Genomic DNA, 11322 nt, shown 5'->3' on the forward strand with positions numbered 1-11322 from the left:
GCGCGCCGCAGGAAAAAAAGCCGCTGCGCGAGCTGCCGCAGCGCGACTGGCTCGCGGTGACCGGCATCGGCCGACCGCAGGGCTTCTTCGACATGCTCGACGCGCAGGGCATCCGCTTCAGCCCGCGTGCCTTCGCCGACCACCACGCATTCCGGCGGCAGGACCTGCCGGCCGACGCCGCCGTGCTGATGACCGAAAAAGACGCGGTAAAATGCTCGGGTTTTGCAGGAGACGAGTGGTGGGCGGTGGAACTCGATGTCGCCCCCGAAAGCGGATTCATCGACTGGCTCAGCGCACGCCTCAAACAATAACAACAAGCAACACTTGCGCATCAGGGAAGGAGGAATGGGTATGCAGAATTCTGACTGGGGCGACCGCCGTCATCCCTGCCGCTGGGAAGCCGAAACCGGGGATGCCGGTTTCTGGGTGCCCGACCGCGCCGAAATTTTCACCCAGTTTTTCACCCGCTATTTGTTCTTTTCGCTTGCGGTCATTTATTTCTCCACCCTGAAATCCGTTTCCCCGGCGCTGTTCAGCATCGAGTACCTGCTGATCGCGCTCAGCGTTTATTTTCTCCTCAACAGCTGGTTCTTTCATCAGGCGCTGCAGGGCGTCACGCTGCTGAAAATCCGCAGCGCCATGAGCGCCGATCTGCTGATCGTCACCCTGTGCGTGATTCACGATCCCAATCCGATTCCGCCATCGGCGCTGGCGTTCTTGATGGTGCTGCTGGGCAACGGCATGCGTTACGGCATGCGCCTGTTCGCCGAGGTGCTGGGCGGGGCGTTTCTCGGCATGGCGATCGCCTTCGCCTTGCGCTATCGGCTGGGCGGGTTTGAGGTGGGCGCGGGCGATGTGTTTTTCGGCGTGTTCTGGGTCACCCTGGCTGTGTATGCCTACATCCTGATGGGCCGCATCGAGGGGCAGCGCCGCCAGCTTGATTACCGCAGCCGCTTCGATGCACTGACCGGCCTGCTCAACCGTCACGGTCTGCTGGCCGCGGCAGACAGAGTCTTCGACAAGACGAATCCCGGCATCCCGGCCACCGTGCTGTTTGCCGACCTCAATCAGTTCAAGGCGGTCAACGACCGCTACGGCCACGGCGTGGGCGACCGCGTGCTGGCCGAGTTCGCGCAGATATTCAGTGAATCGGCTGAAATGGGCGTATGCGGACGCTGGGGTGGCGACGAGTTTGTTGCTATCCTGCCGCAGCGTGACGATGCCGCCATCCGCCGGATTTTCGAGCGCATCGAATCGCGCACCGAAGCCTGGAGCAGCAGCAACGGCCTGCCCATGGCGGTGAGCCTGGGCGTCAGCCATGCCCCGCACGACGGCCATGATCTGAAAACGCTGTTGGCGGTCGCCGACATCCATCTTTATCAAAGCAAGTCGCAACAGGCCGATACGGCTGGCACTGGCGCGACTTCGAACCACTGGACACTGATCGATGAATCCCAAGCTTCTTGAAATCCTCGTCTGCCCGGTCTGCAAAGGCCCGCTCGAGTGGAAAAAATCCGCGAACGAACTGGTGTGCCGGGCATGCCGCCTGGCTTATCCCATTCGGGACGACATTCCGGTGATGCTGCCGGAAGAGGCACGCGCGCTGAATTTCGACGAAATCCACGGCAAATAGTGTCGACACGCTCCAGCATGCATTTTCGCGTCGTCATTCCCGCCCGCTATGCGTCCAGCCGCCTGCCGGGCAAGCCACTGGCGGACATCGGCGGTCAGCCCATGGTGCTGCGCGTGCTGGAACGCGCGCTACAGGCGGGGGCCGAATCGGTCGTCGTCGCCACCGACGACGCGCGGGTGCAGCAGGCGGTCGAGGCCGCCGGCTATCAGGCCCTGATGACTTCGCCGGACCACCAGTCCGGCACCGAGCGCCTGGTCGAAGTCGCCGAAACCCTGGGCTGGGCCGACGACACCCTGGTGGTCAACGTGCAGGGCGACGAACCCCTGATCGACCCGGCGCTGATCCGCGAAGCTGCGCGCCAGTTGGTGTTGCACGACGATGCGGTGATGGCCACGCTGGCGCATCCGATCCACGACCACGCCGACTTCATGAATCCCAATGTCGTCAAGGTGGTCGCTGATGAAGCCGGCTACGCGCTGTATTTCAGCCGTGCGCCGATTCCCTGGCCGCGCGATGCCTTCGCCGCACAGCAGGCCATGCCGCACGAGCTCGGTGCGCTGCGCCACATCGGCCTGTATGCCTACCGCGTCGGGTTCCTGCGCACCTATGCCAGCCTGATCAGTTCGCCGCTGGAACGCTACGAGATGCTGGAACAGTTGCGGGTGCTGGGACACGGCTACCGCATCAGCCTCGGTATCACGCCCATCGCGCCGGCGCCGGGCGTGGACACGCCGGAAGACCTGGCGCGGGTTCGTGGCCTGTTTGCCGCTGCATAGCAGCCGCTTGAATCCGCCAATAAAAAATTTTAAGTGTTGCGCGAGCGAGCCTTGCCTTACGCTAGTGTGGTTTTGTACATTCACATAAAGGGAGACACGCAATGCGTTTGATTCTGTTGGGCGGCCCTGGCGCCGGCAAGGGTACACAGGCCAATTACATCAAGGAAAAATACGGCATCCCGCAGATTTCTACCGGCGACATGCTGCGTGCGCAGATCAAGGCAGGCACCGAGCTCGGCATGAAAGCCAAGGCCATCATGGACGCGGGCGGCCTGGTGTCGGACGGCATCATCATCGGCATGGTCAAGGCGCGCCTGACCGAAGCCGACTGCAAGAACGGCTATCTGTTCGACGGTTTCCCGCGCACCATTCCGCAGGCCGAGGCGATGAAGGCTGCCGGTGTGCCGATTGATTACGTGGTCGAGATCGATGTTCCTGACGCGGAAATCGTCAAGCGCATGTCGGGCCGCCGCGTACACCCGACGTCGGGCCGCACCTATCACGTCATGTTCAATCCGCCGAAGGTGACCGGCAAGGACGACGTTACTGGCGAAGACCTGATCCAGCGCGACGATGACACCGAAGAAACCGTGAAGAAGCGTCTCGACGTCTATCACGCGCAGACCGAACCGCTGGTGAAGTACTACGGCGACTGGGCGGCGCGCGGCGAAGCCGGCGCGCCCAAATACGTGAAAGTCGCCGGCGTCGGCAAGGTCGAAGGCATCCGCGATTCGATTTTTGCCGCACTCGGCTGAGCCGGGATCCCACCAGCGATGCCGCAGCAGATTGCCCCGCTGACCGATACCGAGCGCTGGGTTGTCCAGCAGGCGGTGAATGAGCGTTACGGCAGGGACGTCGAGGTCCAGAATGTCGACACCGAAATCCGTCTGCACATCGACGACCGCGAACTGACCCTGTGCCCAGGCTTTTACTGGAACGAGCACGGCTGTCATTTCGTGCTGTCGAAAACCGGCGATTCGCGTTATCGCAGCATGTTTTTCTATCGCATCCGCGATCGATTTGCGACCGGGCGCGAAGAGTACGACGACATCGGCGACTGCGTCACCATCCTGCTGAAAATGCAGGCTGACGAGGAAGCCAGGCGCCTGGCCGAGGGCGAAGCATCCGGCAACAGTTGAATGGCTCAAGCCAGCACTGTTTTTAATTAAATCAGTGCTGGCTTTTTGTTTTGCACAAAACCCTGTTTATTGCGTTGAATTAAAACACTGAGGAGACAACCCCATGGCGAAGAAAATGAACGCCTTTTACGCACAGTCCGGCGGCGTCACTGCCGTCATCAACGCGTCGGCCTGCGGCGTGATCGAAACCGCGCGCCGCCACAAGGACAAGATCGGCAAGGTCTACGCCGGCCGCAACGGCATCATCGGCGCGCTGACCGAAGAATTGATCGACACCACCAAGGAAACCGACGCTGCCATTGCCGCGCTGCGTTCCACGCCGTCGGGCGCGTTCGGCTCATGCCGCTTCAAGCTGAAGTCGCTGGAAGCCAACAAACGCGAATACACACGCCTGATCGAAGTGTTCAAGGCGCACAACATCGGCTATTTCTTCTACAACGGCGGCGGCGATTCGGCCGATACCTGCTTCAAGATCAGCCAGCTGTCGGAGCAGATGGGCTATCCGATCCAGGCGATTCACGTGCCGAAGACGGTCGACAACGACCTGCCGATCACCGACTGCTGTCCTGGCTTCGGCTCGGTCGCCAAGTACATTGCCGTGTCGACGCTGGAAGCCAGCTACGACGTGCGCTCGATGGCGAAAACCTCGACCAAGGTATTCGTCCTCGAAGTGATGGGGCGCCACGCTGGCTGGATCGCCGCCGCCGGTGGGCTGGTCGAGGACCACGGCATTCCGGTGGTGATCCTGTTCCCGGAAATCGAATTCGACCAGAAAAAATTCCTCGCCCGCGTCAACAAGCTGGTGAAGGAACACGGCTACTGCACCGTTGTGGTGTCGGAAGGCTGCCACTACCCGGACGGCACCTTCCTCGCCGAGCAGGGCACGCGCGACGCCTTCGGCCATGCACAGTTGGGCGGCGCCGCCCCAGTGGTCGCCAACATGATCAAGGACGCACTCGGCCACAAGTTCCACTGGGCCGTCGCCGACTACCTGCAGCGCGCCGCACGCCACATCGCCTCCAAGACCGACGTCAAGCAGGCCTATGAGCTCGGCAAGAAGGCCGTCGAGCTGGCGATCGCGGGCCACAACTCGGTGATGCCGACGGTCGACCGCATTTCCGACGTGCCCTACAAGTACAAGATCGGCATGGCTGACCTGAAGGACGTCGCCAACGTCGAGAAATTCATGCCGCGCGACTTCATCACCCGTGACGGCTTTGGCATCACGCCCAAGTGCAAGCGCTACCTGACGCCGCTGATCCAGGGCGAGGACTATCCGAAGTACCAGGACGGCCTGCCGGTGTACGTCACGCTGAAAAACGTCGCGGTGGCGAAGAAGCTGCCGACGTTCAAGCTTTGAGGGAGCAGAGAGTGGAGAGCGGAGAGCGGAGCGTCGAGAGTGAAAAGCGGGAGCATCGCGCTTCCAGCCGCCAACTCCAGGCTCTCGACTCTCGACTCTCAGCTCTCGACTAAAAAATGACACTCGACCGCGCGAAACAACTCCTAAAAGTACAAGCCGATTTCGGCGGCTTCTACAACGGCAATTCAGCCAAGCTGATTTTGTCCGAAGTGCAGCGCGAGCATGGGCAGGATGCGGTCGACCAACTCATCAGGGAATTGCAGCTCGATCAGATATTCGGGTTTGAGCCGGGCACGCGTTTCGAAGGCGGCCTGGCGATGGGCAAGTAAGCGAACGGTAGCGAAAGCTGCCGTTATTGTTTTGTGTGCAGCAATAACGACAAGGGGACGAGATGGATACGCAGTTGATGTGGATACTTGCCAGCGCCGTGCTGGCGCTGGTGTATGGGGTGGTGTCGATTGGCTGGATCCTGAAAAAACCCGCGGGCAATCCGCGCATGCAGGAGATCGCGCTGGCGATCCAGCAGGGCGCGCAGGCCTATCTTAACCGCCAATACACCACCATCGGCGCGGTTGGCGTGGTGCTGTTCATCGCCCTCTGGCTGGCATTGGGAAGCCATACAGCGATCGGCTTCCTGATCGGCGCGGTGCTCTCGGGCGCGGCCGGTTACATCGGCATGAACGTGTCGGTGCGCGCCAACGTGCGCACCGCGCAAGCGGCCTCGCTGGGCCTCAACGCTGCACTGAACGTCGCCTTCAAGGGCGGCGCCATCACCGGCATGCTGGTGGTGGGCCTCGGCCTGCTGGGCGTGGCCGGCTACTACGCCGTGTTGACCTCGATGGGCGCAACATCGATCGATGCGATTCACGCGCTGGTCGGCCTCGGCTTCGGCGGTTCGCTGATCTCGATTTTTGCGCGACTCGGCGGCGGCATCTTCACCAAGGGCGCGGATGTCGGTGCCGACCTGGTGGGCAAGGTCGAAGCCGGCATCCCTGAGGACGACCCGCGCAACCCGGCGGTGATCGCCGACAACGTGGGCGACAACGTCGGCGACTGCGCCGGCATGGCCGCCGACCTGTTCGAGACCTATGCGGTGACGCTGATCGCCACCATGCTGCTCGGCGTGCTGATCGCGAGCCAGGCCGGCGCGGGCGCGGTGATCTACCCGCTGGCGCTGGGCGCGGTGTCGATCGTCGCCTCCATCATCGGCTCGTTCTTCGTGACGGTCCGCGAGGGCGGCAAGATCATGAACGCGCTGTATCGCGGCCTGGCGGTTGCCGGCGGCCTGGCGCTGATCGCCTTCTACCCGGTGACGACGATGCTGCTGGGCGATGGCATGCAGATGAACGACGGCAGCGTCATTCCGGCTTTGAACCTGTATTTCGCCGCGCTGATCGGTCTGGTGCTCACCGCTGCGATGGTCGTCATCACCGAGTATTACACTGCCACCGAATACGCGCCGGTACGCCACATCGCGCAGGCATCGACCACCGGCCACGGCACCAACGTCATCGCCGGCCTTGGCGTGTCGATGAAGTCCACCGCGGCCCCCGTGCTGGCAGTGTGTCTGGCGATCTGGGGCTCGTATGAACTGGCCGGCCTGTATGGCATCGCGATTGCCGCCACCGCCATGCTGTCGATGACCGGTATCATCGTCGCGCTTGACGCCTACGGCCCGATCACCGACAACGCCGGCGGCATCGCCGAAATGGCCGGTCTGCCGCAGGAGATCCGCAACATCACCGACCCGCTCGACGCCGTCGGCAATACCACCAAGGCGGTGACCAAGGGCTACGCCATCGGCTCGGCCGGCCTCGCCGCGCTGGTGCTGTTCGCCGACTATACCCACGCGCTGGAAGCCATGACCGGTGGCGTGACGACGTTCGACCTGTCGAACCACATGGTCATCATCGGCCTCTTCATCGGCGGCATGATTCCCTATCTGTTTGCGGCCATGGGCATGGAAGCCGTGGGGCGTGCGGCAGGCTCGGTGGTGGTGGAAGTGCGTCGCCAGTTCAAGGAAATTCCCGGCATCATGGCCGGCACCGCCAAGCCCGATTATTCGCGCGCGGTCGACATGCTGACCAAGGCGGCGATCAAGGAAATGATCGTGCCGTCGCTGCTGCCGGTGCTGGTGCCGGTGCTGGTCGGCCTCATCCTCGGCCCGGTGGCGCTCGGCGGCGTGTTGCTCGGCGCCATCGTCACCGGCATCTTCGTGGCGATTTCCATGACCACCGGCGGCGGTGCGTGGGACAACGCCAAGAAATACATCGAGGAAGGCAACTACGGCGGCAAGGGTTCGGACGCGCACAAGGCCGCCGTCACCGGCGACACCGTGGGCGATCCCTACAAGGACACCGCCGGCCCGGCCGTCAACCCGCTGATCAAGATCATCAACATCGTGGCGTTGCTGATTGTGCCGCTGATTGCTTAAGGCCTGATCGCCCGAGCATTGCGGGCTTCACCCAGAACCGCCCCGCACGCTATAGTGCGGGGCGGTTTTGTTTTGAATACAGGAACCCCGTTCGGTATTGCTTGCCTGACTACCAGGCCCCCCTTAGGAGAAGCATTCTTGAAACAGTTTATTGTGGCCTGTGCACTTGCGCTGCCCTTGATCTTAAACGCTGGCCTCGCCCACGCCGGCGGCGTCGAGCGCCTCAAGGCCTTTATCGCCGGCGTCAAAACCGCCGAAGCCGAATTCACCCAGACCGTCGCCGACAAGTCTGGCCGTGTCACTCAGGAGGCTAGCGGCAAGATGGCGTTTGCCCGCCCCGGCAAGTTCCGTTGGGATTACAACGCGCCGTATGAGCAGATGATCGTCGGCGACGGCGTCAAGCTGTGGCTGTACGACGTCGACCTCGAACAGGTCACCGTCAAGTCGCTCGGCGACGTCATCGCCGGCACCCCGGCGGCGCTCTTGGCCGGCGACGACTCGATCGAGAAATACTTCAGCCTGAAAAACGCCGGCCAGGCCGGCGGCCTGGAATGGCTGGAAGCCACCCCGACAACCCGCGACACCACCTTCGAGCGCATCCGCATGGGCTTCAAGGGCGACGTCCTGGTGCAAATGGAACTGTTTGACTTCTTCGGCCAGCGCACCACGCTCAAGCTGTCGCGCTTCGTGCGCAACCCCAGCATTCCACCGTCGCGCTTCCAGTTCACCCCGCCGAAGGGCGCCGACATCATCGGCGAGTGATCCTGTGGGAGGGGCGCCCTCGCCCCGAATGCGGGCGGTGGCGCGGTGCGGGCAATCGGGGCGAGGGCGCCCCTCCCACAACACCCACAACAGCGCCGGGGTTCTGGTGGATAATTTGCGACAAATGAGCACCCAAGACCTGTTCCAGACCGACCCCCCCAAACCCGCGCGCGACGACCCCAACGCGCCGCTGGCCGAGCGCCTGCGCCCGCGCACCCTCGCCGACGTCGTCGGTCAAACGCACTTATTGGGCCCGGGCAAGCCGCTCAGGCTCGCCTTCGATTCCGGCAAGCTGCATTCGATGATCCTGTGGGGGCCGCCGGGCGTGGGCAAGACCACCTTGGCACGATTAACCGCGCAGGCCTTCGGCGCCGACTTCATCGCCATTTCCGCCGTGCTCTCCGGCGTCAAGGACATCCGCGAAGCCGTCGAGCGCGCGCGCATGAACCAGACCCTGGCCCGCACCACCATCCTGTTCGTCGACGAAGTCCACCGCTTCAACAAGGTGCAGCAGGATGCGTTTTTGCCGCACGTCGAATCGGGGCTGTTCACCTTCATCGGCGCCACCACCGAAAACCCCTCGTTCGAAGTCGTCGGCGCGCTGCTGTCGCGCGCCCAGGTCTATGTGCTGAAGTCGCTGATGCCCGACGAACTCGGCCAGCTGATGCAGCGCGCGCTGAAAGAGCTGCCCGACCTGAAGCTGGGCGAGGGCGTCGACAAGCTCTTGGCCGCCTACGCCGACGGCGACGCCCGCAAGCTGTTGAACCTGCTGGAACAACTCGACATCGCCGCGCGTACTTCGCAGGTTGAGGAAGTCGACGCCGCCTTCGTCGAAAACGCGCTTGCCCAGTCTTTACGCCGCTTCGACAAGGGCGGCGAAGCCTTCTACGACCAGATTTCCGCGCTGCACAAAAGCGTGCGCGGCAGCGACCCCGACGCCTCGCTGTACTGGCTGGTGCGCATGCTCGACGGCGGCGCCGACCCGCGCTATCTCGGCCGCCGCCTCATCCGCATGGCTTCTGAGGATATCGGCCTGGCCGACCCGCGCGCGCTCGGCATCACGCTCGACGCCGTCGCAACCTACGAGCGCCTCGGCAGCCCCGAGGGCGAACTCGCGCTGGCCGAAGCCTGCATCTACCTGGCCTGCGCGCCCAAGAGCAACGCCGCCTACGTCGCCTACAACGCCGCCCGCGCGTTCGTCCAGTCCAACCCCTCCAACGACGTCCCCATCCACCTGCGCAACGCCCCCACCAAACTGATGAAGGAGCTGGGCTACGGCCGTGCTTACCGCTACGCCCACGACGAGCCCGAAGCCTACGCCGCCGGCGAACGCTACTTCCCCGACGACCTGCCGGAACAACACTGGTACCAGCCCACTCCGCGCGGCCTCGAAGGCAAGATCGCGGAGAAGCTGGCGCATCTGCGGGCGCTGGATAAAGAAGCCGGGAAGGACTGAGGGTTTTCACTGCCACGACTGACCGCAAGGGATTGTCGACGCGGCCCCGCATCAGATGAACGTGAACCCCCGCAGGCGCTTGCATTCTGTCTATATTCAATGGGAGGCACACGATGGCAAAAACGCGTGGCGCATCAACCGCAGCATGACCCGATAGCGCAACCCATGGAGGCATCATGTTCAAGCCCATTTTGGTAGCGGTGGATTCCAGTGAAACCGGAGAACTTGCATTGCAGGCGGCGATCGGGCTTGCCACGGAATCGCAGGCTCAATTGCGGATCGTGCATGTGGTCGATGTCGCGAACCTCAACATGGGCGCCGAGTTTCCCGATCACTCCAGTGTGTCGGAAAGCCTTTTGCAAAAAGGGCAGGACGTCATGCGCAATGCTGAAACGGCCGTTGCGGTATCCGGGCTTGAGTGCGAGTCGAGTCTCATCACGATCGACAATCTGAACATGCGCATTCCCGAGGCCATCGCCGACGATGCGGAAACCTGGCCGGCCGACCTCATCGTCCTCGGCACGCACGGCCGCCGCGGATTAAGCCGCCTGTTCCTTGGCAGTGTCGCCGAGGGTGTCGTGCGGGTGGCGACCAAGCCCGTTTTGCTGATACCCGGAAAATGACTTTTGATCGTGTTAAACGTGGAAGGTCCGGGCGGCCACACGCTGAACTTCCGCCGCTGCATGGGTCAAACACAGCTGAAGCACGATGAAGGAGATCAAAATGGATGCAAAACTGAACGATGTGCTTGTGCACATTCAGGAATTTCTCGAAGAAGATGCCTTGCACAGTCTCGAAGAGGCGGTTCGCCACGAGGCAGGCGTGATATCGGTGGGGCATAACCCGGAGCAATCGCACATGATCATGGTGGTCTACGACTCGGAATCCACTCGGGCATCCAGCCTGCTGCATCGTTTCCAGGAGAGGGCCTGCATGCGCAGGTCGTCGGCTTGTAATAACCCGATCCGTCCCGGCGGCCGTCGAGCGCTTTCCCACGCGGCCAGTCTGCGATTGCCGCGCCAGGCATCAGGCGCTTTCGACCTGTCTCAAAACAGGCCTGAGACAGGCCCCTGTAGCGCGATTCCAAAGGGCAGGGGACAGCCCCGTTCAAACCCTCCGGCGTAAGGAATGGCTATGTCACTGTTGGTTGTTGAGGTCATGTCTTGCCCCCTGATGAAGCCCCTGTCCTTTGGCATCCCGCAGGCGCCGCCGTAGGAACGGCTTCAGCCTCGATGCGCCGCAAGGCGCAAAGGGCAAGTGCTCGCCAAGGCCTCGCCGCCGGGGGGGCTGTTGTAGGAGCCCCCGCAAGGAGGAGGCCGTGGTTGTAAAAGCCGACGCGTCGGCAACAACCACGCACGCCCGCCCCCGGGCCGATACCGTGGTGGTTGCGACGGCGCGCAAATCGGGGCGAGGGCGCCCCCCCACAGCGCTGGCCAATACCAGCAAATAACGATGAAAGAGCCTAAGGAAACACTGATTAATTCGATATAACCGTCATTGCGAGCGAAGCGCGGCAATCCAGCGCATTGATTAAGCAGGCATTTCTGGATTGCCGCGTCGCTTCGCTCCTCGCAAAGACGGATTAATCAGCGTCTCCCTAAGGAATCCGCCGCTTCGCAAACCAACAATACAGACACGCAGCATTCTTAACCCCACCCGGAGACCCTCCCATGCTCAAACGCATCCTCGTCAGCGCCGCCCTCGTCATCAGCCAGCCGGTTCTGGCCGCCAGCAACGCCCCCTGGGGCAGCGCCAAATCGAT

Annotated in this window: 13 protein-coding genes; all 13 read left to right on the forward strand. The window is 62.7% G+C overall.

Annotated features, from left to right (window positions below):
- A partial coding sequence (locus ABW22_RS13450; protein ID WP_193393305.1) for a tetraacyldisaccharide 4'-kinase occupies positions 1–311 on the forward strand: 311 nt, incomplete at its 5' end.
- A gap of 40 nt (positions 312–351) precedes the next feature.
- On the forward strand, positions 352–1467 hold the full coding sequence (locus ABW22_RS13455; protein ID WP_237763349.1) for a sensor domain-containing diguanylate cyclase: 1116 nt from the start codon (positions 352–354) through the stop codon (positions 1465–1467).
- Positions 1448–1633 (forward strand): Trm112 family protein, encoded by a 186-nt coding sequence (locus ABW22_RS13460; RefSeq protein WP_059757635.1) that lies wholly within the window; start codon positions 1448–1450, stop codon positions 1631–1633. Before ABW22_RS13455 ends, ABW22_RS13460 begins: the two co-directional genes overlap by 20 nt.
- A gap of 17 nt (positions 1634–1650) precedes the next feature.
- Complete coding sequence (gene kdsB, locus ABW22_RS13465; RefSeq protein WP_059757734.1) at positions 1651–2409, forward strand: 3-deoxy-manno-octulosonate cytidylyltransferase; 759 nt, start codon at positions 1651–1653, stop codon at positions 2407–2409.
- A 101-nt stretch (positions 2410–2510) separates the two neighbouring features.
- Positions 2511–3164, forward strand: coding sequence for an adenylate kinase (gene adk / locus ABW22_RS13470; protein ID WP_059757638.1), 654 nt, complete (start codon positions 2511–2513; stop codon positions 3162–3164).
- A gap of 18 nt (positions 3165–3182) precedes the next feature.
- Entirely contained in the window at positions 3183–3548 is a 366-nt protein-coding gene (locus tag ABW22_RS13475) for a hypothetical protein (protein ID WP_059757641.1), read from the forward strand.
- Between the two features lie 103 nt (positions 3549–3651).
- Positions 3652–4908, forward strand: a complete 1257-nt coding sequence (locus ABW22_RS13480) for a 6-phosphofructokinase (RefSeq protein ID WP_059757644.1) — start codon at positions 3652–3654, stop codon at positions 4906–4908.
- 116 nt (positions 4909–5024) lie between these two features.
- Complete coding sequence (locus ABW22_RS13485) at positions 5025–5237, forward strand: hypothetical protein (protein WP_059757647.1); 213 nt, start codon at positions 5025–5027, stop codon at positions 5235–5237.
- Positions 5238–5299: 62 nt separating this feature from the next.
- On the forward strand, positions 5300–7342 hold the full coding sequence (locus ABW22_RS13490) for a sodium-translocating pyrophosphatase (RefSeq protein WP_059757650.1): 2043 nt from the start codon (positions 5300–5302) through the stop codon (positions 7340–7342).
- 138 nt (positions 7343–7480) lie between these two features.
- On the forward strand, positions 7481–8104 hold the full coding sequence (gene lolA / locus ABW22_RS13495) for an outer membrane lipoprotein chaperone LolA (RefSeq protein ID WP_059757654.1): 624 nt from the start codon (positions 7481–7483) through the stop codon (positions 8102–8104).
- A gap of 124 nt (positions 8105–8228) precedes the next feature.
- On the forward strand, positions 8229–9560 hold the full coding sequence (locus ABW22_RS13500; protein ID WP_059757657.1) for a replication-associated recombination protein A: 1332 nt from the start codon (positions 8229–8231) through the stop codon (positions 9558–9560).
- A 176-nt stretch (positions 9561–9736) separates the two neighbouring features.
- Entirely contained in the window at positions 9737–10183 is a 447-nt protein-coding gene (locus ABW22_RS13505) for a universal stress protein (protein ID WP_059757661.1), read from the forward strand.
- Positions 10184–10283: 100 nt separating this feature from the next.
- A complete protein-coding gene (locus tag ABW22_RS18125; RefSeq protein WP_237763350.1) occupies positions 10284–10685 on the forward strand; it encodes a hypothetical protein in 402 nt (133 codons plus the stop codon).
- Positions 10686–11322: the final 637 nt, after the last annotated feature.

The sequence above is a fragment of the Thiobacillus denitrificans genome (assembly GCF_001530125.1).
Lineage (GTDB): Bacteria > Pseudomonadota > Gammaproteobacteria > Burkholderiales > Thiobacillaceae > Thiobacillus > Thiobacillus denitrificans_C.

Bases quoted from the DNA above. Each gene is read 5' to 3' on its own strand.
- ABW22_RS13455 (WP_237763349.1), top strand. From the start codon at position 352: ATGCAGAATTCTGACTGGGGCGACCGCCGTCATCCCTGCCGCTGGGAA.
- ABW22_RS13460 (WP_059757635.1), top strand. From the start codon at position 1,448: ATGAATCCCAAGCTTCTTGAAATCCTCGTCTGCCCGGTCTGCAAAGGC.
- kdsB (WP_059757734.1), top strand. From the start codon at position 1,651: ATGCATTTTCGCGTCGTCATTCCCGCCCGCTATGCGTCCAGCCGCCTG.
- adk (WP_059757638.1), top strand. From the start codon at position 2,511: ATGCGTTTGATTCTGTTGGGCGGCCCTGGCGCCGGCAAGGGTACACAG.
- ABW22_RS13475 (WP_059757641.1), top strand. From the start codon at position 3,183: ATGCCGCAGCAGATTGCCCCGCTGACCGATACCGAGCGCTGGGTTGTC.
- ABW22_RS13480 (WP_059757644.1), top strand. From the start codon at position 3,652: ATGGCGAAGAAAATGAACGCCTTTTACGCACAGTCCGGCGGCGTCACT.
- ABW22_RS13485 (WP_059757647.1), top strand. From the start codon at position 5,025: ATGACACTCGACCGCGCGAAACAACTCCTAAAAGTACAAGCCGATTTC.
- ABW22_RS13490 (WP_059757650.1), top strand. From the start codon at position 5,300: ATGGATACGCAGTTGATGTGGATACTTGCCAGCGCCGTGCTGGCGCTG.
- ABW22_RS13500 (WP_059757657.1), top strand. From the start codon at position 8,229: ATGAGCACCCAAGACCTGTTCCAGACCGACCCCCCCAAACCCGCGCGC.
- ABW22_RS13505 (WP_059757661.1), top strand. From the start codon at position 9,737: ATGTTCAAGCCCATTTTGGTAGCGGTGGATTCCAGTGAAACCGGAGAA.
- ABW22_RS18125 (WP_237763350.1), top strand. From the start codon at position 10,284: ATGGATGCAAAACTGAACGATGTGCTTGTGCACATTCAGGAATTTCTC.